Source organism: Bacillus sp. FSL H7-0578, from assembly GCF_038630855.1.
Lineage (GTDB): Bacteria > Bacillota > Bacilli > Bacillales > Bacillaceae > Bacillus > Bacillus safensis.
Genome location: NZ_CP152045.1, coordinates 3,185,452 through 3,208,138 on the forward strand (window position 1 = coordinate 3,185,452; position 22,687 = coordinate 3,208,138).

Below are 22,687 nucleotides of genomic sequence, written 5' to 3' on the forward strand. Positions count from 1 at the left end.
CTTTTTTTCGATCTATTAAAGTCCCGCAATTTCTTCCTTAATTTGTGTTGTCGAGATGCCTTCTGTTCTCTTCAAGTATACGACTTCGCAATGTTCTTTTAAGAAATCGAATTTACCTTCCCAGTCATCTCCCATGACAAACACATCGATATCGTGCTCTTGCACGTCACGGACTTTTTGATCCCAGCTGTTTTCTGGAATAACTTCGTCTACATAACGAATGGTTTCAAGAATCAGCTTTCTATGCTCGTAGCTGTGATAAGCTTTTTTTGATTTTTGTAAATTAAACTCGTCTGTAGAGATGGCCACCACTAAGTAATCTCCGAGCTGCTTTGCACGTTCTAGCAGCTTAATGTGCCCCCAGTGTAATAAATCAAATGTACCGTAAGTAATAACTTTCTTCATTGCAAACATAAACTCCTTTCTTCAATCCTTATTCGACTGCATTCGTGCAGTAATTTATCCGTAATTCTGTGATATTCGATTCGCTCTTCGGAACCTCATTATATCACAGCGCCTACCAAACGTTAAGCAGATGTAAAGACAAACTATTTCCAATTTATTGGGCAAAGGAGGAAAAGTCCGAAGAATCAATGTTTCACAAAGGATTGTCCAGATGAAATGATGAAAATGTCATGAAATTTAAAGGTTTGTAAAGTTATTGTTAATATTTCATGGAGCATCTGTGATAAAATGATGAGTAGGTGAAGAATGAATTTACAATGAACGTTCATAGATAACAAGTTAAAAAGGAGGTCTAAACAATGCAAACAGAAGTGGTCTCTAACCTTTCTTATGTAAACGGCGACTTAGATGAATTTATCAGCTATATGAACCAGCATCATATTTCTCAGAGAAGAGGCGCCATGATTGCGACTGTCAATCCAGAGATAGGCTATGCCGTCATGAAGGATCATGCGTACCATCAAGTCGTCTCATCTGCGGATTATGTACTACCGGATGGCGTAGGCGTCGTATTGATGTCCCGCATGACCCAAAGTCCGCTTAAGTCTAGAATTGCCGGCTTTGATGTCTTCATGTCTATGCTTGATCTAGCAAACAAGCAGTCTAAAAGAATCTTTTTATATGGTGCCAAAAAAGAAGTGCTTGAGGCTGTGAAACAGCGAATTGATACGGAATATCCAAATGTGGTCCTCGCAGGAAGCTGTGACGGCTATCAAGCCGATAAACGTTTCGTAGCGAAGCAAATCGCGCGCTCGAAACCTGATATGGTGTTTGTTGCATTAGGTTATCCAAACCAGGAGAACTTTATTTACGAATACCGCCATTTATTCCCGCAAGCTGTTTGCATCGGTTTAGGCGGAAGCTTTGATGTATTTAGCGGAACGGTGAAGCGTGCACCACGCTGGATGATTAAGACAAATACAGAATGGCTGTACAGATTGATTGTGAATCCATGGAGATGGAAACGAATGCTGAATATTCCTAAGTACGCTTTTGCCGTCTTAAAGGAAAGCAAAGGAAAAAAACGTTACTATCCTGAGCAAGTAAAGGATCAGACGAAACAGCTGTGAAAGACTGATAAATGATGAATATACGCTCAATGATGATTTCATGTTACGCAGCTTTTATTTCTTTCATTGGATGGCTGATGAGCGGCGTGAAGCCTCGTGAAAACCAGGTGACGCTGCTTGTTTCATTCCAAGAGAATGCGGCTGCTCTCATTCATACTTATCAACAACAGGCGAACATGACAATGAAGCTCACTATCCTCTATACGAAGCATGCTTCTGCGATAGAAAAGGACGAGCCTCATCTGTCATTTCGCTATTTTCATGAAAAAAACCCTCTCCATCTCATTCAATGTATATATACGATGTTTAAAAGCAAGGTTGTCTTGACGGATAATTACTTTCTCATGACGAGTGTGCTAAGAAAACGGCCTTCTACCACCTGTATTCAAGTATGGCATGCCAATGGGGCTTTGAAAAAGTTCGGGCTTGAAGATGCTTCAAATTCTGAACGAAGTCCCCGTGACATCGAACGCTTCAAGCGTGTTTATGCGTCTTTCGATTACATCGTGACAGGCTCAGATCACATGCGTGAGATTTTCAAGACCTCGTTTGGGGTCAACGATGATCGCTTTTTACCAACTGGTGTACCACTGACGGATGTGTACTATGAACAGCATCAGCCTTCCTTGAAGCTAAATGATATCCCAAAAGGGAAAAAGATCCTGCTCTATACACCGACCTATCGAGACTTTGCAATGGACGGTCTTGTGCTGCCTTTTTCAAAAGAGCAGTTGCAAACTGAGCTGAATGGCGATTACATTCTGCTCGTCAAGCTTCATCCTGCGGTCAAACATTTAGCGAAAGCAGAAACAGACGGTGAATGGATATTTGATGTGTCCGATCAGCCGCTCTATCCATTGCTTTGTGCTTGTGATGTCCTGGTGACAGATTATTCGTCCATTGTGTTTGAATATGCACTGCTCGAAAAGCCTGTGTTGTTCTTCACTTATGACTTAGACACTTATCGAGAGAAACGCGGCTTAGTCGATCGGTATGAAGATATCATTCCTGGAAAGGCTTGCGTCACTCAAGACATGCTCTTGCAGGAGCTTTTACACCTAAACAGATCAACCAATAAAGAACGAATCAAAACCTTTGCTGAGGAATGGAACCAATATTCAAAGGGACAATCCAGTCAGCAGCTCCTCTCATTTATTGAACAGCAGCTGCTCCTACACAAAAAACGTCCGGCTTCTCATTAGGAAGCACGGACGTTTTTTTATTTGTTATACACCGGGATATCATAATACAGTGTATAGTCATCAAGCAGGTTATACAAACTATACATGCGAGTGACTTGCTTAGAAGCCCAGCCAATATCTGTTGCATATTGATGAGTCGCTGTAGCCGACCAGCGCATTTTATAAATTGTATCTTGCTTGTATGTGGCATTATTGATATAGCTGTTGCCAATGAATTTTGCTCCGCCAATAATGGCAGCCTCTGGCGTGAACCATTGTTGTTCATACGCATACTTTGCACCTAGATAATTCGGATTGCTGTCATATGCGCCAATGCCATACATGTTATAAACTTTCTTTCCATTATACATTGTACCATTCGCTAAAATGGAACTTCCGTTACCCGTTTCAAGCAACGCATGAGAAATAAGATAAATTTCGTTGATATGATACGTTTTTGCTGCTGTAATAAAGGCTTGTCCTTTACCCGCAAGAATCCCTTTTCCTGCTAAAATCTTTGAATTGACCTCTGCTGGATTGAGATTCGCAGCTTCAGAGAGTTTCAGAAATTGAAAATAAGATTGCGTGCCTTCGGCAATATTAGCTGGATCTACATATTTTTGCACCTCTGCTGCACTTGCATTTCTCCAGCCTAGGTTGATCCTGATCCAGTTCCCTTCTTTCCCAAGCTGTTTCACTTTTGCTCCTTTATTGAGCTGTGCCACAATGTTGCTTGCAGAGCTCGAATCAGGTGTAGAACGGACATTTAAGCCATCCGTATTCACTGTCGATGTGGCTTGGTCTACATATGCTGCATAGACATAGGCCGCACCATCTGTCTGTGGTGACACCTTCATTTGTTTGTTGACCATCTCATTGACAGTAAGGTTGTAGTTCGTTTGCATGACCATTGGGCCATTTTTAATTTTTACGGCTGTGGCGGTCCAGCCATATTGGCTTTTCACAAAAGCAATGGCTTCATTTACAGTTGGTAATCCTGTAAATTGCTGCGTAATGTTGATTTTGTAAGTTGGTTTCGTTGTTGTTGTATACGCAGCGGTTTCATTCCGTTTTTTGAAAAATGCCAAGCCTTGGTCACGAAGTGCAGCTGTTGAGATGACACCTGTTTTGATCTGATATTGAGCATAATCGGCTGCGCCTGTTTTTTGAGCAGCGGCCTTCATTTTTTGTTTGGTCAAATAGCTGAGTGCTTGATTCAATTTTGTCTGATTCACTGTCGGCTCTGTCGTGATACGGTATTGCTTGACCGCTTCTGTCAGCGTTTTTGTACTGCTGGCAACGCCATTTTTCTTGATAATCTCTTGAGCCTGCTTCACTTTACTTTGTTCATATACAGGTGTTGTCTTGAGACTATACGTTTTGCTGACAGCCTGTCCATTACTTGCCTTGATGCTGCTTGTCAGCTTCTGCGTTTTTAAGTAGGCGGCACCTTTATTCACTTTCGCTTGGTCCACTGCTTGATTGACCACGAGTCGATATGTGCTGTCTGATACCTTGCCGGTTTTTTTCGTTGTCGCAGATACTTTTTTCTTTTGGAAGAAAGCCGCTGCTTTTTTCGCTTGGTCATCTCCTAAAAGGTTTCCCGTCACGACTTGATATGGCTGTGTAGAAGAAATCTTTTTGGACGTGTAGCGCCATTTCTTTTTCTTGAAAAAGGCTACCGTTTTGGCGTAAGCTGTATCGTTCAGTTGATTGAGCTTCACGATATAATTTTTTGTTTTCCCCACGCGCTGGACAGTACCTGCAGCACCAGTTTGTTTCTTAATCTGAGCTGCAGCTGAAGCTGCTTGTTTGTTGTCTTTAAAATAGCCTGATTCCAAGCTGTAGACATTTTTTAAGGCACCAGCCTTTTGAATCTTCCCGCTGATCTTTGCTTCTTTTTGCAGCTGTGTAAGGAGCGTCTGTGCTTTCGACTGGTTCGCTTGTGCAGCGGATGTGACGATGTAATACGGCTTACCTGCTGTCACCGTTTGAAGGACTGGTTTTAAACCTGATGCCTTTTGAAAGCCTTGCAGAATGGAATTCGCCTTACTTTGTCCAACAATACCGCTTGAAATCAGCTGATACACAGTGCCAGCTTTCGTTTCGGTTTGGTATGTACTGGTGACGCCTGCCTGCTTTTGCAGCTCAGTTTGAATATTTTTCACTTTCGTTTCAGAATCAATGGTTCCTGATATGACCTGATAAGAAGGTTTGCTTTGATTGATGACTTCATAGGAGCTATTGAGCCCTGATGTTTTCGTTAGTTCAAGTGAAAGCTTTTTCGCCTGACTTTCATCATTGACTGGGTCAGATACGACCTTTTGTAAAGGAAGGCGGTCACCTACTGGAGACACCGTACCGCTCATGCCCACTTCTTTTTTTAATGCAGCTGCACTTGCATTCGCTGCTGCTTGCGACTCATATCCTGAAGCAGTGAGCTGATAGGTCGACGTATTTCCTGAGGTTTGATAAGTGGCTGTCCATTTTTTGTCTTTCTTCAGTGTTTCCACTGCTTTTTTCACTTCTGCTTCTGTTGTAAATACCTTTGAGGTGTTCATCGTATAAATGGATTGATCGACATAGGAGGCTGCTTGCGCTTCTTTACCCGTGTGTAATGTCATACCAAAGGCAGCTGCGAGTAACATAATCTTGATGGTTTTTTTCACGTTCCCTGTCCCTCTCTTAACTTTGCATAATAGTCTACTAATCTCTTTATCGACAAAAACAAGTACTCTTTCAAGTCATTTATGCAATAGAAAAATAGAGGACCCCTCGAAGTCCTCTTTTCCTTATATATGCGACACAATCAGTTCACAAGATCCTTCAATTGAGAAGCTTCCTGTTTCAGCCGGCAAAATAAAATGAGCGCCCTTTGGCAGTGGATATGTGTGTCCGTCATGCTGTAAAGAACCTTCTCCATGAATCACACTGCATAGCAAAAACGGATAATCCTGCGAAAGCTCTACTTTTTGATCAATTTCCCATTTATACACAGAGAAATATTCTGCTTCGACAAATGTACGAATGGTCACTCCCCGGCGTGTTTCAACTGATTCATCTGCATACCCGTCTACATGAGGAACTGTTGTGACATCAATCGCTTGCGCAAAATGAAGTTCACGTTCGTTGCCATCTTGGTCTTTTCGTTCATAATCATATACGCGATAGGTTGTATCTGAGCTTTGCTGCGTTTCAAGGACAAGCGTTCCTTCGCAAAGCGCATGGATGGTACCGCTTGGCACATAATAAAAATCACCAGGCTTAATCTTCACCCGCCGCAAAAGACCTTCCCAATCTCCGCTATTCATCATGGTGACAAGCTCAGTTCTTGTTCTTGCATTGTGCCCATAGATCATTTCTGCTCCTTCTTCGCAGTCAATGATATACCAGCACTCTGTTTTTCCAAGCTCGCCATTTTCATGTCTTTCCGCATAATCATCATCTGGATGCACTTGAACGGATAAGTCTTGGTTTGCATCTAATATTTTAGTTAACAGCGGGAAGCGGTCGCCTTCTATCCCCCCGAACAATTCTCTATGATTGTCCCAGAGTTCGATCAGCGTTTTCCCTTTATATGGACCGTCTTGTACGACACTTGGTCCGTTTGGATGAGCAGAAATTGCCCAGCATTCTCCCGTTTGATCAGAAGGAATATCATAGCCAAATTGATCCCTTAAGGCTGTACCTCCCCATATTCTCTCCTTCAATTCAGGCAGTAAAAAAATTGGTGACTGCTTCATTCAGGATGACTCCTCCCTTTGCTACCCTTTGATAATCCTTACCTAGCTTGATGAAAACTAGTAAGTCTCAACTTTTATTATGACGCTATCTAAAGAGAAGTCAATCCTTTCAGTACACCGAATGAAAACGATAACACAAAAAATATTTTACCCTTTGACAGAGCCAGCAAGAAGCCCTTTGACAAAGTATTTTCCAAGAAGAATATAGACGAGTAGTGTCGGCAGCGCAGCCAATATCGCCCCTGCCATTTGGACGTTCCATTGCACAATTTGACTGCCTGATAGATTTTGCAAGGCAACCATCACCGGCTGATGCTCCGCAGTGGTCATCGTGACCGCAAATAAGAATTCATTCCACACATTTGTGAACTGCCAAATGGCCACCACAACAAATCCTGTGATCGAAAGCGGAAGAATCATATGTCTGAAAATCCCGATAAACCCTGCACCATCCATTTTCGCAGATTCTATCATTTCATCTGGGATGCTCACATAGAAATTTCGAAACATGAGTGTTGTGATCGGAAGTCCGTATACGACATGGACAAGCACAAGCCCTGGAATTGAATTATACAATCCGACTTCACGCAAAAATTGAATAAGTGGAATTAGAATACTTTGATATGGAATAAACATCCCAAACAGCATCAGCGTAAAGACGACTTCTGATCCTTTGAAGCGCCATTTTGATAATACATAGCCATTCATTGCACCTAATACAGCTGACAGTAAAGTAGCAGGAATAACAAGATAAAGAGAATTCATTAAATTGGGCGCCAGCTTTTCAAACGCGATTTGATAGCTTGAAAAATCGATAGTAGATGGCAGCGACCACATTCGCTCAAGGGTGACTTCACCTAATGGCTTCAAGCTTGTGACGAGCATGACATAAACAGGCATCAGAAAAAAGAGACTGCACAAAATCAATAAAGCATAAAGAACTGGACGGACAAACCATCTGGCTGTCATGATGAAGCCCCCTTCCGGCTCGACAGGAGATATGGCACGATAAAGACCGCAACAGAGATCAGCATGACAACCGCAATGGCGGCACCGCCTGCATAATGGTTTCCTCTAAAGGTCATTTCAAACATATACACGCCCGGAACATCCGTGACAAAGTTCGCACCCGGCCCTGTCATCGAGTAAATCAAATCGAAGATCTTTAAAGAAATGTGAGCCATGATGATGACAACACTTGCAGTAATCGGTTTTAAAAGAGGGAAAATGATTTTCCAGTAAATCTGCCACTCCGTTGCGCCATCCATTCTAGCAGCCTCTCTTACTTCCTCTGGAATTCCTCGTAGCCCCGCCAAATACATCGCCAGAGAGAAGCCTGTCATTTGCCAAACAGCTGCAATCACAACAGCAATCATGGCCGCAGGTACACCAAACTCAATTTTCCCCCAGACAAATCCGGCCAATATGTTCGTATCCGTATACCACTTAGGCTGGATACCAAGCGTTTTCAAAAATAAATTCACCCCAGTTGACGGGTTTAAAATCCATTGCCATACGACTCCTGTGACAACGAAGGAAAGGGCCATCGGAAAGAAGAATAAATTCCGAAAAAGAGATTCCCCCTTGATCTTCTGGTCTAGTAAAATCGCAAGTGCGAGACCAGAGACAATGACCGCTCCAATAAAAAATAAAGTGAAAAAGACCGTGTTTCGAAGATCTGATTGAAAGCGGAAATCTTGAAACAGCATGACATAATTGCGAAGACCTGCGAAAGAGAAATCAGGAACAAGTGTGGTCCAGTTTGATAATGACACATATCCTGTCCAGCCAATAAAACCGTAAACAAAGATGAATAATAAAACCGCTGACGGGGCTAAAAAGAGCAGCGCCAGCAGCTGGTCTCCATTCCATTTTTTCCGCATACGTTTAACTTTGGGCACAGGTATTTTTGTCATCGGCGATGTGTCTATGCGCATGAAACTGCACTCCTTTCTAAAAAAGAGGCGGTGCCTAGCCGCCGCCTCCTTCGTCTTTATTTCATTGCATCTTTTAATGATGAAACAAACTGACTGCTGTCTTTTTGTGTCACGAAGATATTGACGGCTTGATTCGCTTTTGTCACAAACCCTTCTTCAGCAGCTGAGCCATGAGCAAGAGACGGCGCCAGTTTTGACTCTTTAAATGCCTTCATCGCCGATTTTCCGTATTCATCATATTTTGATACATCTGCATCCACACGTGCTGGAATCGATCCTTTTAGCGGATTAAACGCATCCTGTCCTTCCACAGATCCTAAAACGGATAAGAATTTCTTCACGTTTTCTGGCTGTTTCACACCCTTTGGCAGTCCAAATGTATCGGTGATCACCATAAAGCTTCCTTCCGTTCCAGGAGTCGCCGCGTATCCAAAGTCTTGATTCACCTTCAAATCAAGATCATTCACAAAGTACCCCTTCGCCCAGTCGCCCATGACATTCATTGCCGCTTCTCCTTTTGCCACGAGCTGTGAGGCATCCTGCCAGTTACGTGAACTGTGATCGTCATTGACGTATTCGAGCATACGTCCAAAGATGTCTGCCGCTTCCTTCACTTTCGGGTCATCCATTTTCATGTCGCCAGCCCAAAGTTTTTGATAACCATCTGCACCTAATACTCCCAGCAAAACACTTTCAAACAAATGAGTCGCTGCCCAAGGCTCCTTATCTCCAAGTGCAAGTGGTGTGATTCCTTTTTTCTTTAATGCATCTGCTGTTTTGAAAAATTCATCAAATGTCGTTGGCGGCTCTAAGCCTGCATCATCAAATACTTTCTTGTTATACCAAAGCACATTGCCCCTGTGAATGTTCACTGGCACGGAATAGATTTTCCCATCTTTGCTGACAAGGTCAATCAGTGATTCTGGAAATTTATCTTTCCAGCCTTCTTTTTCATATAAATCATCCAGAGGCTCCATTTTGCCTGCCGCGACCCAGCTCTCATTCAGCTCCGCCCCGCCATGCACTTGAAACGTAGCAGGCGGATCATTTCCCTGCATACGGCTAGTCAGGACAGCCTTTGCATTCGTACCAGCACCACCTGCGACGGCTGCATTTTCAATTGGAATGTCTTTATTCTCCTCTTCAAACAATTGAATGAGTGCCTTCAGCCCGTCTTCCTCACCAGCTCCTGTCCACCAAGAGAAAATTTCGAGTTTTTCCGCTCCGCCTTCTTTTTTTGCCTCTGAGTTCGTCGATGAGCTGCAGGCAGTGACGATAAGCATACAGAGTGCCAGCAGTGTAAAGCCTAATTTGAACTTCATAATTGATCCCCCTATCCCCATTTTGTAAGCGTTATCAAAATAAGTATAATGGCAGATCCTTGCTTTTTTTCAGGCAAACTTCTTCACTTTTTTATGAAATTCTTCATTTTTTTATGGCCTGTTTTCGATATTCCTTCGGTGAACAGCCGACCATCTTCTTAAACACACGGCTGACGTAATTAGGATCTGTATATCCTGCCTGAAAGGTAATTTCTTTTAAGCTAAGCGTGCTGTCTTTGAGGAGCTTTTTGATTTTATCCAGCCGGCAGGCTGTCACATACTCTTTAAATGTCAGACCCGTCTCGTCTTTAAATCGTTTTGTGAAATAGGTGGGACTTAAATCAACATAAGCAGCCGTTTGCTCAAGCGTGATCTGTTCACAATAATATGTTTTGATGTAACGTTTTGCCCGCTCGATGTCATTGATGGTCTGGGTTCTCGCTTCATACACATCAAATAGGTGTTCACAGCATTGGCGGCATTCAGCTGCGGTGCTGATTGTCAATATCGATAGGTCTGTACGGAGGCGTGATTTGAAGAGAATCAGCAGTTCTTTTACCTGTGAAATCGTCGCCCCCTCTAATTGAAAGGCATCAAATAAAGCCAGCGCATCCTCTCTTCTCCCTTCCTCGAGCGCCTGCATCATGCTGTCTGCAAGCTCCGGCAGATAAATCAATGGACCGGGCTTCACCTCTGTTTGGTAAAAGCCATAACGAACAACGCCGCCACTCTTTTTTCGCTGATAATAGGAAAGCTTCGCCTCTGCTGCACTTTTCTGAAGATGAAGCGGGTTTGAGACTGGGTGCCCTATGCCAACGACAGGTGAAGGCTGACCGTTTGTCATGGCAGCTCGAATGGCTTGCAGCACCTCTGCCTTTAGCTGACCTGATCCTTGATGACTATAAATGAGGCATGTAAATAGTTCACTTCCCATCTGAATCGGTACTGTATGAAATCGTGCTGATTTCTGTAAATCGATCAACAGCTGATCTCCTTCTGTCCGCTGCACAGCGATGATAAGACCTGCTTCATATTCGGAGAATAGTTGTTGAAACTCCATGGATGTATAAGATTGACCGTTCATGACATGCGCTTCAAGCCACTTTGACTGCTGATCGGCCGCTGCCGCCTGCCGCAGAGTCGCCTCCTGCTGAATCTCTGCTGCTACAAATCGAATGGCTGCGATGGTTTCATCTTTGTCAGCTGGTTTGACGAGGTATTGTTTCACCCCTTCCTGCATCGCTTGCTTGGCATAATCGAATGTATCGTAGGCTGTCAGCATAATGAATTTTGTATGAGGACTGATTGCTTTGATCTGTTTGATCGCTGTCAGTCCATCCATGCCAGGCATCTGAATATCCATGAGCACAAGATGAATGGACTCAGATCGCACGAATTCAACCGCCTTCTTTCCATTTTCCGCTTCTCCTGCTATATGACACTCTGGAAGCCATTCGGTTAAGAACTTCCGCATCGCTAGCCGTTCTATTTTTTCATCATCGACAATCAGCACGTTCAGCATGCCGGTCCCTCCTTCATCGGAATAGCCAATTGTATGGTGGTGCCTTCGTTTGGCTTTGAATCAATTTGAAGGGCATCTTGCACCCCGTAAAACAAGCGCAGTCTTGACATTACATTTCGAAGACCGATTCCTGTCGAGTGGCCTTTACTCAGTATGTTCGGATCTTCCTCTTCTTTTTCTGACAGCAATCTTCTTTTCTCCTGTTCATTGATGCCCATCCCATTGTCCCGAATCCGAATCATCACATAGCCGCCTTCTTCATAGATCGAGAGCTCGACAAGTCCCTCTTCCTCCTTTGGCTCGACGCCATGAATAAAGGCATTTTCGACAAGCGGCTGTAAGGTTAGACTTGGGATATGCACAGATAAGCACGATTCATCGATGGACGTTTTGCACGTAATACGATCGGCAAATCTCGTTTCTTGTATATGAAAATACTCTTTCACCACTTTCACTTCTTGTTCCAATGTAACGGATGTACTAAGAGCAGACAGCGAATACCGCATCAGCGTGGAAACGGATTGAATCAACCTCGATGTGGCTTCTGCTGATTCTAAGTAAGCCATACGTGAAACGATGTTTAATGTGTTAAATAAAAAATGCGGATTCATTTGGTTTTGCAGCGTTTTTAGCTTCATATCTTTGATTTTTTGATCCAATGCTGCCTTTTGTTTGATCTCTTCAATCATCATTTTCATCTCTTGTCGCATTCGCTGAAAGGCTTCATTTAAAACAGAGATTTCATCCTTTGAGGTGACATGCAAATTCGCTCCATCAAAATGTCCTTCTGATACTTCTTTTACGCTTCGGGACAGATGAACGATGGGTCTTGAGATCCCGCCAGCAATCATATACGCCATCCATAAGGCGACCCCGATTGATAACGTAAACAGGCATAAGGTAAAGAGCGCATAGGTTTGATGCCTTTTTTGAAGAGATTGATAGAGTATCTGATACTCAGATAATTCATCATCAAGCAGAGTCATCGTCTGCTCTTGTATATAGGAAGAGACGGTTCTCACTTCCTTCACACTTGCAGCATATTCTTCGATTTTCCCTTCTTTTACATGTGTCATGGTCGCATCACTTTCATTGATGAGCGTCCGCATCATATATTGATATTTTTCAATAGAAGGAATTGCCGCATGAAGACCGGCATCCTTTCGCAGCGCTTGATCGTATGATTTCATTTTCTGTTTTGACGTAAGATATTCTTTGGCAAACTTCCGTTCCTTTTCAATGGCATAGGCATTGACCTTTTCATACATCGTTTTCGCCTCTGTCGATATATCATTGAGCAGGAGAAAAGAACGAAAGCTCCGGCTATATTCTAATGTGATTTTTGAACTGCTCCAGTAGACAAAAAAAGCGGCTACGTTGCCAAGAAGCACAAGGATTAAAAATGCCAATAACAGCTTACTTCGAATCCTTCTCATGGCTGCACCCCCTGCTTTCTGTCTGTTTGCTGAAGAGGCAGATCCCCGCGCCGGATCACACTCGTTCCCGTGTACTGAAGCGGTTCTTCTTTTTCACCTTTCTGCAAACGAACAAGCGATTCAACCGCTTGATAGCCCATTTCATAAGGATGCTGTACGACCACGGCATCAATTGTTCCATCATCAAGCGCCTGAATCGTATCAGGCAATGTGTCAAATGCAAGCACATAAAAATCAGTGGTTGATCGATACTGTGCGATTGCTTGAATAATGCCTGCGCCATCTAATGCACTTGTACCATAAAATGCGGTGAGCTTCGCATGATCGTTTAATAATTTATAAGCGGCACCTGAAGCACCTGACTTCGTAATGGCTGATTCTTCTATCCCAGCAATATGAATGCGTTTTTCAGCAGAGACGGCATCTCGAAAGCCTTTGACACGCAGCTTTTGATGAATGGCATCCAGCCTGCCTGTGACAATTCCTACATACTGTTCACCTTTTGTATCTACGATGAGTGCCTGTCCTGCGATAAAGCCTGAATAGTAATTGTCCGTCCCTACATACACTTGACGCTTGCTCCCCTCTGCATCTGTATCAACGGTGACAACATCAATTCCCTTTTCCCTCGCCTTCTGAAAAAGCGGTTTGTATTTTTTCGCATCAAGTCCCTGCGTCATAATGCCATCAACATGTCCAGCGATTGCCATATCAATGGTTTTCAGATGATCGTCTACATCCGCTTGCTTTGGGCCCAAATATTCTAGATAAACGTGATGAACGTCTGCCGCATCCGCAGCTCCCTTTTGTACAAGCTGCCAATATTCATTATCAAGTTCCTCCGGTATAAGAACAAAATGATATTGATACGTTGACTCCGCTTTATCGGAAGCGCTTTCAATTTTAAAGAAATCTTGACCTAATAACGTTAAGAAGATGACAGATACCGCACAAAATATGAGAAATGCGCTTATTCCGATCCACTTAGATAATTTCACCGTGTCCTCCTCCTTCCCACTATTTCCGCATAAAAAAAGAGCTGCTTATAAGCATACTCTCTTGACCTCTATAATTCCTTTGTCATAAATAAACTGTTTGGATCTTCTTGATATGTACCAAAAGGCGGACAATACTGAAACCCAGCACTTTCATATAGTTTTCTTGCTGGTTCAAAGAAAGCCATTGCCCCTGTCTCTAAGCTGACACGTGTGTAGCCGCGCCGTTTTGCCTCTTGGAGAAGATGATTCAGCATATATCTCGCTACACCTTTTCGCATATGGAGGGCTGCGGTTCTCATCGATTTGATTTCCCCATGTTCACTTGACAGTTCCTTTAACGCTCCGCAGCCAAGAAGCTCCTCTCCATCTCGCACACTCCACACGGTGACATCCTGTTTTTTTAAATCAGTTAATGGAAGGGCATGAATGCTTTCTGGCGGCGAATGCTCCTTCATCTCTTCTATATGTGCGGTAATCAGCTGGTCAATTCGTCCATCCGTGAGTTCATCTTGTAGAATGTACATTTTCAATCACTCCTTCACGATCATTGTACGTGAAGAGTTGAAATTTTATCTGCTGTTATGTCAGATAAACGAACAAACAACCGGCATCAACGAGCCAGTTGTTTGTTCGTTTGACAAGTATTTATGAAGAAAGAACGGCTTGTAATTCCTCTGCTGTACTGCTTTCAAGCTGACTTCCGACACCAACAGCCACCGCGCCTGCTTTGAGCCACTTTGGAACATCAGCTGGATGAATGCCGCCCGTAGGGATAAATTCAATCTCTGGAAATGGACCTTGTAAGTTTTTCATATAGGATAAACCGAAAGAGCCGCTCGGAAAAAGCTTGAGCAAGCTATATCCATCTGCTTTTGCCTGCATGATTTCACTCGGGGTGAGAACCCCTGGTACATAGAGTGTGTCGTAAAATGAAAGATGTTCTCCAATCATAGGAAGGTATCCTGGACTGACGATAAACTGTGAACCTGCCTCAATGGCTGATTGCGCCTGCTCCAGCGTCGTAATTGTTCCCGCTCCTACAATCAGGTCCTGCTGCTTCTGGAAGGATGCGATGATGCGTTCAGCATTTGGCGTAGTATACGTTACTTCAATGGCACGAACCCCTTTTTTCTTTAAACGCTCAATCATTTCAATGCCTTCTGCTTCACTACCTGCTCTTACCACTGCAATTAATTTACAAGACGCTAGCTGCTTTTTAACGCTCAAACTTGCTGACTTTTCCATATCTCTCATCCCCTTTCATGTACTCCCGCCTTTGATATCGCTTGGCTTCTTTCATAAAAGCCTGAAGCTCCTTCCGGGTAGGCAGTCCGTCCTTATCGCCAGGTGACATCACTGCAAGTGCCCCGACCGCATTGCCTCTTGTCACGGATTTTTCATGTGATAAGCCGTCAAGCAAGCCGCTGATGACCCCCACTGCAAATCCATCACCAGCTCCAACTGTGTCTACGACATCCTGCACATAAAATCCATTCACAATCCCCTGACCGGCTGCACTTTTATAAAAGGCACCTTCTGCCCCTAGCTTAATGACCACTAGCTTGACACCTTTTTTCAAATAAACATCTGCAATCTCTTCTGGCTCGTGACAACCCGTGAGCCTTTGCCCTTCTGCAAGCCCTGGAAAAAACCAATCCGCTTGCGAGGCGATATGATTCACCGTCTGAATCATATCTTCCTCCTCTTCCCATAGCTGAAGCCGTAGGTTTGGATCAAATGAAATGGTTTTGCCCGCTTCCTTCATTTCTTGAAGAGCACGAAAAGAAAACGTTCTCATTTCACTGGATAGGGCAGGCGGAATACCAGTCATATGAAGGTGGCCTGCCTGTTTGAAATAAGCGGCGGGAAAGTCGCTTGGACTCATTGTGCTCGCAGCAGATCCTTTCCGATAATACGTGACGTCAGGGTCTCCTTCCTTCACTTTTGATTTAAGTAAGATTCCCGTTTGAGATCCATCATTTGAACGGAGCACTGCACTTGTATCGACCCCTTCTTTTTGAAGCTCTTCTAAAATGAATGTGCCAAGTGAATCTGCTCCGACTTTGCTCATCCATCCCACATGAAAGCCCAGCCGCGCCAAGCCGACAGCCACGTTACTCTCTGCACCAGCAAGCGCCTTTTGAAATGTATGCACTTGATGAAGCTCTCCAACTTCTTTTGCATAAAACATCGCCATTGATTCCCCAAATGTGACCGCATCCAACGCTTTCACCCATTTCTCCCCTTTCTTGGTACCGGTTTCAAATCAGTTGAAAAAGAGAGAGCATGCACGTATGTATACTCTTCTCTGCCTATCATTTATAAAGATTTCCTTACTATGATTTCTCCATCAAGCTGAATCGTTTGGGGCGCACTTTCATCCCCTTCTAGCCGCGTCTTGATTTTTTGCATGGCTGCTTTCCCCATTTCATGAGATGGCTGGGCGACCGTTGTGATTCCAGGTCCAATCAGCTTATACCATTCTGTATCATCAAACCCTGCAATGCCTATCTCTTTAGGAATCTTCACCCCAAGCTCTACAAGTTCACTAATCAGCTTCAGCATGAGTAAACCATTACCGGCTAAAATCGCTTTTTTCTGTTCGTTTGATTGTAAAAAACGGACAATCTCTTCGCGCATTTGTTCCTTTTGCTTTAAATCAATTTCTGCAATGATCGGCTTCTTATGTTTACTCAAAGCTGTCTGTTCATATGCTTCCTTTCGTTCTTCACGAGGGCTGATTCCATCGACAGGCTCAGTAAAGAAAGCGATGTGATCATAGCCTTTCTCATACATTTGTTGAAGCAGCCGGATGGTGATATCACGGTTGTTCGTGGTCACTGTGTCGACTTTCAGTTCAGGCAGCTTCCGGTCTACAAGAACAATCGGTACACCGTTTTTCTTAAAATCCTCCAGAATGTCATTGTTCTGTCCTGTCGTATTGATGATGAGCCCTTCAATATAATGTGCATTCAGCTTTAGGAGCATTTCTCGTTCTTTTTCTGGACGATTATCTGTGTTGCACACCATGATGCTGTATCCATATTCATCACAAATCTCTTCGACCCCGCGAAGTGTTGCCACAGAGAATGGATTCGTAATGTCGGCTACAATAAACCCAATGACCTTGCTTTTTCTGACTTTCAATCCTTGAGCGAGCTGACTAGGACGATAATGGAGTTCCTCAATGGCTTTCTTGATTTTTTTTACCTTTTCTGAAGAAATTTCATTTGTTCTGCCATTGATATATCTGGATACAGTTGATTTCGAGACCCCTGCATAAGCTGCAACTTCGTTAATGGTCACTTTCGTTGGCTTTTTCTCTTTCATTCAAAAAACTCCCACAATTGATCTTCTCATTAGGTTCGAAACCGATTTCAAATAAACTTAAAAAGAGCATATCATAATTGAATGCATTTCAGAAGATTTTTTTGCATGATGATAGAAATAATTTGTCTAATTAGAGGAAAAGAAAGCGATTTCAAAATAACGGTTGACGACGCTCTCTTTTTCCTCTAAAATTTTCCTTGAAACCGATACCAAATAAATATCAATATTTGTTTCAGATGGAAAGGGAGGCTTATCCAAATGGAAAATCGTTATGCTGTACATCCTGAGCAGGTCAAACGTTTTACAACAGAGGAACTTCGTCGTCATTTTCATATTCCTACGCTGTTTGTCAGTGGTGAATTAAAGCTCTATTACTCGCATGAGGACCGCGTGGTGATTGGCGGAGCGATGCCGGCAGCAGAGCCGATCACACTAGATGCCGGAGACTTTTTACGGACGGAGTATTTTCTTGAAAGACGAGAAATCGGGATTGTGAATGTCGGCGGACAAGGAACGGTCACTGTTGATGGTGAGGCCTTTGTGCTGGAGCATAAAGATTTCTTATATATTGGCCTTGGTCACGAAGATGTACAGTTCGCTAGTTCATCAGGCGAGCAGGCCAAGTTCTATTTAGTATCAGCCACGGCTCACAGGGCGTACCCTACGCAAAAAGCAGCCATCGCTGAATTAACACCAAACCACTTAGGGGAAGCAGCTGCTTCCAACGTACGAAACCTGTATCAAGTCATCCATGCAGACGGCATCCAAAGCTGTCAGCTCATGATGGGCATCACTCAGCTTGAAACCAATAATACATGGAACACGATGCCTGCTCATATTCATGATCGCCGGATGGAAGTGTACTTATATCTTGATATCGAAGAGGATGCACGGGTCTTTCATTTTATGGGGGAGCCATCTGAAACGAGACATCTTGTGGTGGCAAATGAGGAAGCAGTCATTTCACCTGCCTGGTCCATTCATTCAGGCTCAGGAACAGCGAATTATTCATTTATTTGGGCAATGGCGGGCGAAAACTATACGTTCAAAGATATGGACTTTGTCCCAATGGATCAGCTGAGGTAACGAGGGTGATGACAACTTCATATGCAGCGTCCCTCTTCTCCCTTGAAGGAAAAACAGCCCTTGTGACAGGTCCTGGAACCGGCATTGGGCAAGGCATTGCCGTGGCGCTTGCCAAATCAGGTGCAGATATCATCGGTACGTACCATCACACACCGCTTGAAGAAACAAAGGCGCTTGTCGAACAGGCAGGCCGATCATTTCATGCGGTTCAGGTTGACTTTTCTAATCTTCAGTCTGCAAAGCAGGCTGTCGATGCCATATTAAAGAAGCATACGATTGATATTTTAATCAATAATGCTGGAACCATTAAAAGAGAGCAGGCGGCTCACTATTCAGAGGAAGATTGGCATACGGTCATGGATGTGAATATCAACAGTCTCTTTTTCCTCACGCAAAAGGTTGGGCAGCAGATGCTGAAAAATGGGCAAGGGAAAATCGTCAATATCGCCTCCCTTCTATCGTTTCAAGGCGGCGTTTTTGTCCCTGCTTATACAGCAAGTAAGCATGCTGTCGCTGGGCTGACGAAAGCTTTTGCCAACGAATGGGCAAGCCAGCATATTCAAGTGAATGCGATTGCGCCTGGGTATATTGCGACTAATAACACACAAGCCATTCGTGACGATGAAAATCGAAATGAAGAGATTCTGAAACGAATTCCCGCCGGGCGCTGGGGAAAGCCTGAGGATCTAGCCGGTGCTGCTGTTTTCCTTAGCTCACCAGCTTCTGATTATATGAACGGCCACATTTTAGCTGTTGATGGCGGATGGCTTGCAAGATAAACAAACGAGAGAATTCCTATCCGGGATTCTCTTTTTTCTATTTGTATAATTCTCCACCTTCCGAGTCACTCTATAAAAAACATGTGATGAGGGTGAGGTATTATGAAAAGTCGTATTGAACAAGATATAGCGTCCGTCATTAAGCGTGTCAAAAGCTTTGCCGGAAGAAGTGATGATATCGTGTTCCACTCTTTTTCATTTGGTCCTTCCACTATTTCTGCATGTCTCGTGTACGTTGAAGGACTCACAGAATTTGAGATGCTTTCTAAGCAAATCATTTCACCAATGCAAAAGGAACTCGACATCACTGAGGTTGGTTCTACTACACTTCCCTCCCTTTCAAAAACGTTCTTTGGCATTCAAAATGATGTGCTGGATGATATGAACCTTGCCATCGAGCAGTTATATAGCGGCAAGGCTATTTTATTTGTAGATGGAGCGGCTCAAGCGCTTGCGCTCCATACGAATCTTTTTCAATTTAGAGAAGTAGAAGAGCCGCAATCTGAAGTTCTTGTAAGAGGACCGCGGATCGGATTTATTGAGAATCTTGAAAAAAACACGGCTTTACTTCGTGAACGGGCAAACGACCCTCATCTTGTGATTCAAAAGGTGAGTATCGGTACTCGCAATAAAAAGTCCGCTGCTCTTGTGTATGTTCGCGATATTGCTGATCCTAAACTAGTAGAAGATGTTCTATCACGTATGATGAAAATCAAAATGGATGACATTCCTGAAACCGGCTATATTGAACAGCTGATTGAGGACAGTCATACCTCCATTTTTCCACAGATTCAAAACACAGAACGTCCTGACCGGGTGATTGCTTCTGTACTTGAAGGAAAAGTCTCCGTTTTGCTCGATGGGACTCCTTTTGCCCTTATTTTACCTATGACACTTACAGCTTTAATGCAATCTCCGGAGGATTATTATCAAAGGTGGACAAGCGCGACTCTTTTGCGTTTACTTCGTTATATTGCCGTGCTGCTCACGATTTTTTTACCCGGGCTTTACATTGCACTTGTCTCTTATCATCCCGGTTTATTACCGACAAGAATGGCACTCACCATCGCAGGCAGCAGGCAGAATGTCCCCTTCCCTCCTGTTGTCGAGGCGATTCTCATGTCTTTTACGATAGAGCTGCTGCGGGAAGCTGGACTTCGGCTTCCAAGAGCCATCGGACAGACAATTGGGCTCATTGGCGGCGTGATTATTGGTCAGGCAGCGGTCCAAGCCAATATCGTCAGTGCCTTAATGGTCATTATTGTGTCGCTGACCGCACTGGCTGATTTCACAGCACCGTCATATGACTTTAGTTTCCCACTGCGTATTTTGCGGTTTATGGCCATTTTTAGTTCAGCATTATTTGGATTATACGGCTTAATCATGTGTTATTTATTTGTGCTTTGTCACCTGATGCAGTTAAAAACCTTTGGTTTTGACTATTTCACACCAGTGTTGTCTTCACCGTTTTCAGATTTAAAGGATACGTACGTTCGTTTACCAATCGGGCTATTTAAATCCAGACCGAAAACAGCAAAAATAAAAAATCTCAAAAGACAAGGAGATTAAACGATGTACAGACCTGAGAAGCTATCATTGTTACAAGTCACCATTCTGTGCAGCTCTACAATGATAGGCGCTGGAATTTTAACCATTCCACGCAGTTCTGCCAATTCAGGATCTCCTGATGGCTGGATCATTGTATTAATACAGGGAGTCATCTTTGCTTTCGTTGCTTTTTTGTTGGGGTGGATTGCCGAAAAGAATGCGCCAGACACCATTTTTGAGTCAAATACAAAAGGAGCAGGGGCATTCTTTGGCACGATCTTTAATTTAATGCTGATCGCCTATTTACTAGGCATTGTCGGCTTTGAGGCACGTGTTCTCGGCGAGGTGGTCCAATTTTTCCTCCTGCAATCAACTCCCATGGCAGTGATTGTGATGATTTTTCTACTCGTGGCGATTTATCATTTAAAAAGCGGTATCTTTCCAGTTGTCAAAATGGTGACCTATATTTATCCGATCACCATGATCATTTACATAGCGCTCATGCTGTTTTGTTTAAAGATATTTGATTTTGATTATTTACGTCCTGTGATGGCGCATGGTTTTAAAGATTTTAGTAAGCTGTTCTCACAAACCTTTATTCAATTTACAGGCTTTGAAGTGATTTTATTTGTTGTACCGCTCATTTATAAAGACAAATGGTCGAAGGCAAAATGGGCAGCTGCCATTGGCGTTGGCATTACGTCTATCGTGTACTCGCTCACACTTTTTATTGTGATTGGCTCCATGACCGTCGGAGAAACGAAATCTCTCACCTGGCCGACAGTTTCCCTCATTCAAGCGCTTGAACTTGAAGGGGTGTTTATCGAACGATTTGATATTTTCTTACTGACAATTTGGACGTGTCAGCAGTTCATTTGTATGCTGGGCTTTTTCCAGTTTGCGATTAAAGGCTGCTTCACCGTTTTTAAAACAACCAACTTAACGAGACTGCTATGGGTGCTATTTTTGATTACATCAGCACTCTCACTTTTTCCTAAAAATATCAATGAAGTCTTTTACTACTCTACTTTACTTGGCTACGCATTGTTCGCGGTTTTAGCCATTCCTTTTATTACAGCTGTCCTGCTGATGATACGCAAAAAATGGGGAGGTCGTTCTGCATGAGAGGAAGACGTGTACTTTTATTCTTTTTATCCTGCTTTCTTTTCCTTCTATCAGCAGGCTGCTGGGACTTAAAGGATATTGAAAAACTATCGTTTGTACGCGGTGTTGGCATTGATGAACAAGATGAGAATGGAGTTAAGCTGACCTATCAAAACCTTGTACCGAAAACAGGCGGAACACAAGAAGCCGATTCTCCCGGCTATGTGAATGTCGTCTCGAAGGGAAAAAATGTGCTGGAGGCTGTCAGTAATGTCGCCTTGAAGGACCCGCCGATCTATAGTGATCACCTGAAAATCTTCTTGTTCGGCAAAACCCAGGCGGAGCATCACGATATTCAAGGAACACTCAATCATTTTATTCGAGATGATGAGGTTCGGCGCAGCAGCTATCTCCTCGTGTCACGAGGTGAAGCGTCAAAAGTCATCAATCAAAAATTGAAATCACAGCAAAAGGTTCCGGTTGAACATATCTTCGAAACATCCAAAAACCGAAGCTTTAACGGGAAGATCGCACTGCCAACACGTATTGGCCGGGCATCTGATTATTTTCAGATGGGCATTAGCTTCCTTGTACAAAGTGTAGATGCGGTAGACGGTGAACTTATTTATGATGGGGCAGGTATCATTCACGGAAAAACAAGAAAGCTGATCGGTTTCATCTCTGCACAGGATGTACAATATTTAAACTGGGTGATGGACCGTATCTCAGGCGGCGTTGTACCTGCCACCTATAAAGGCTTTCCGATTACGTATGAAATTAAGAAAGCCAAAACCAAGATTGAACCCTACCTGAAAGACGGAAAGGTTTCATTTAACGTTAGTGTACAAACAAATGGAAAATTGTCAGAGGATCAATATCCCCCGGAAAACTCATACGATGAACAGTACATTAAACGATTTGAGAAGATTTTTTCTCATAAAATTAAAGAGCGCATACAAAAAACGGTCAGTCATATGCAACATGAAGTAGGTGTTGATCCTATTTTTTTTAGCCGGCAGTTTCGTATTAAGTATCCTGAATATTGGGATCAGCATCGAGATGAATGGGACAAACTATTTCAAGAAGCAGACATAACGTATGACATCAAAGTGAGCATCTTGAACTTTGGTGCAGAAGGTGCAACGAAAAGCTTCAAATGGTAATAC

The 22,687-nt window shown here is 43.3% G+C and carries 20 protein-coding genes; 7 read left to right on the top strand and 13 right to left on the bottom strand.

Features of this window, described 5'->3' with window-relative positions; all coding sequences use genetic code 11:
- Positions 1-15: 15 nt before the first annotated feature.
- Positions 16-405 (bottom strand): glycerol-3-phosphate cytidylyltransferase, encoded by a 390-nt coding sequence (tagD, locus tag MHB41_RS16410; protein WP_008343212.1) that lies wholly within the window; start codon positions 403-405, stop codon positions 16-18.
- Between the two features lie 359 nt (positions 406-764).
- Between tagD and MHB41_RS16415 the strand changes: the two genes are divergently transcribed.
- The gene (locus MHB41_RS16415; protein WP_024426277.1) at positions 765-1,535 is read left to right on the top strand and encodes a WecB/TagA/CpsF family glycosyltransferase; all 771 of its coding nucleotides are present in this window, start codon (positions 765-767) and stop codon (positions 1,533-1,535) included.
- 11 nt (positions 1,536-1,546) lie between these two features.
- Positions 1,547-2,737, top strand: a complete 1,191-nt coding sequence (locus MHB41_RS16420) for a CDP-glycerol glycerophosphotransferase family protein (RefSeq protein ID WP_340899881.1) — start codon at positions 1,547-1,549, stop codon at positions 2,735-2,737.
- A 17-nt stretch (positions 2,738-2,754) separates the two neighbouring features.
- Here MHB41_RS16420 and MHB41_RS16425 read toward each other — a convergent pair whose 3' ends face one another.
- The 12 genes from MHB41_RS16425 to MHB41_RS16480 all read right to left on the bottom strand — a co-directional run bounded on the left by MHB41_RS16425 (position 2,755) and on the right by MHB41_RS16480 (position 17,004).
- A complete protein-coding gene (locus tag MHB41_RS16425) occupies positions 2,755-5,385 on the bottom strand; it encodes an N-acetylglucosaminidase (RefSeq protein WP_340899878.1) in 2,631 nt (876 codons plus the stop codon).
- A gap of 123 nt (positions 5,386-5,508) precedes the next feature.
- Positions 5,509-6,459 (bottom strand): mannose-6-phosphate isomerase, class I, encoded by a 951-nt coding sequence (gene manA, locus MHB41_RS16430; protein WP_340899875.1) that lies wholly within the window; start codon positions 6,457-6,459, stop codon positions 5,509-5,511.
- A 147-nt stretch (positions 6,460-6,606) separates the two neighbouring features.
- A complete protein-coding gene (locus MHB41_RS16435; RefSeq protein WP_024426281.1) occupies positions 6,607-7,428 on the bottom strand; it encodes a carbohydrate ABC transporter permease in 822 nt (273 codons plus the stop codon).
- Positions 7,425-8,396 (bottom strand): sugar ABC transporter permease, encoded by a 972-nt coding sequence (locus MHB41_RS16440; RefSeq protein ID WP_101676530.1) that lies wholly within the window; start codon positions 8,394-8,396, stop codon positions 7,425-7,427. Before MHB41_RS16440 ends, MHB41_RS16435 begins: the two co-directional genes overlap by 4 nt.
- Positions 8,397-8,452: 56 nt before the next feature.
- Positions 8,453-9,718, bottom strand: a complete 1,266-nt coding sequence (locus MHB41_RS16445) for an ABC transporter substrate-binding protein (protein ID WP_101676531.1) — start codon at positions 9,716-9,718, stop codon at positions 8,453-8,455.
- 103 nt (positions 9,719-9,821) lie between these two features.
- On the bottom strand, positions 9,822-11,240 hold the full coding sequence (locus MHB41_RS16450; protein WP_101676532.1) for a response regulator: 1,419 nt from the start codon (positions 11,238-11,240) through the stop codon (positions 9,822-9,824).
- Entirely contained in the window at positions 11,234-12,676 is a 1,443-nt protein-coding gene (locus MHB41_RS16455) for a sensor histidine kinase (RefSeq protein ID WP_217008707.1), read from the bottom strand. Before MHB41_RS16455 ends, MHB41_RS16450 begins: the two co-directional genes overlap by 7 nt.
- Complete coding sequence (locus MHB41_RS16460; protein WP_101676534.1) at positions 12,673-13,674, bottom strand: sugar-binding protein; 1,002 nt, start codon at positions 13,672-13,674, stop codon at positions 12,673-12,675. Before MHB41_RS16460 ends, MHB41_RS16455 begins: the two co-directional genes overlap by 4 nt.
- 68 nt (positions 13,675-13,742) lie before the next feature.
- Entirely contained in the window at positions 13,743-14,198 is a 456-nt protein-coding gene (locus MHB41_RS16465) for a GNAT family N-acetyltransferase (RefSeq protein WP_024423655.1), read from the bottom strand.
- 121 nt (positions 14,199-14,319) lie between these two features.
- Positions 14,320-14,919, bottom strand: a complete 600-nt coding sequence (locus tag MHB41_RS16470; RefSeq protein WP_101676535.1) for a bifunctional 4-hydroxy-2-oxoglutarate aldolase/2-dehydro-3-deoxy-phosphogluconate aldolase — start codon at positions 14,917-14,919, stop codon at positions 14,320-14,322.
- Positions 14,891-15,907 carry a sugar kinase gene (locus MHB41_RS16475; RefSeq protein WP_340899866.1) on the bottom strand — a complete coding sequence of 339 codons (1,017 nt, stop codon included), beginning with the start codon at positions 15,905-15,907 and terminating at the stop codon, positions 14,891-14,893. The genes MHB41_RS16470 and MHB41_RS16475 overlap by 29 nt, the downstream gene beginning before the upstream one ends.
- A gap of 86 nt (positions 15,908-15,993) precedes the next feature.
- On the bottom strand, positions 15,994-17,004 hold the full coding sequence (locus MHB41_RS16480; RefSeq protein WP_101676536.1) for a LacI family DNA-binding transcriptional regulator: 1,011 nt from the start codon (positions 17,002-17,004) through the stop codon (positions 15,994-15,996).
- 258 nt (positions 17,005-17,262) lie between these two features.
- Here MHB41_RS16480 and kduI point away from each other — a divergent pair, with 258 nt between their 5' ends.
- The 5 genes from kduI to MHB41_RS16505 all read left to right on the top strand — a co-directional run bounded on the left by kduI (position 17,263) and on the right by MHB41_RS16505 (position 22,684).
- The gene (gene kduI, locus MHB41_RS16485; RefSeq protein ID WP_041115552.1) at positions 17,263-18,090 is read left to right on the top strand and encodes a 5-dehydro-4-deoxy-D-glucuronate isomerase; all 828 of its coding nucleotides are present in this window, start codon (positions 17,263-17,265) and stop codon (positions 18,088-18,090) included.
- An 8-nt stretch (positions 18,091-18,098) separates the two neighbouring features.
- Entirely contained in the window at positions 18,099-18,869 is a 771-nt protein-coding gene (gene kduD, locus MHB41_RS16490; RefSeq protein ID WP_180951402.1) for a 2-dehydro-3-deoxy-D-gluconate 5-dehydrogenase KduD, read from the top strand.
- 102 nt (positions 18,870-18,971) lie between these two features.
- Positions 18,972-20,438, top strand: a complete 1,467-nt coding sequence (locus tag MHB41_RS16495; protein WP_101676538.1) for a spore germination protein — start codon at positions 18,972-18,974, stop codon at positions 20,436-20,438.
- A gap of 3 nt (positions 20,439-20,441) precedes the next feature.
- Positions 20,442-21,542 carry a GerAB/ArcD/ProY family transporter gene (locus MHB41_RS16500; RefSeq protein ID WP_101676539.1) on the top strand — a complete coding sequence of 367 codons (1,101 nt, stop codon included), beginning with the start codon at positions 20,442-20,444 and terminating at the stop codon, positions 21,540-21,542.
- Positions 21,539-22,684, top strand: a complete 1,146-nt coding sequence (locus MHB41_RS16505; RefSeq protein WP_101676540.1) for a Ger(x)C family spore germination protein — start codon at positions 21,539-21,541, stop codon at positions 22,682-22,684. The genes MHB41_RS16500 and MHB41_RS16505 overlap by 4 nt, the downstream gene beginning before the upstream one ends.
- The last annotated feature ends 3 nt before the right edge of the window (positions 22,685-22,687 follow it).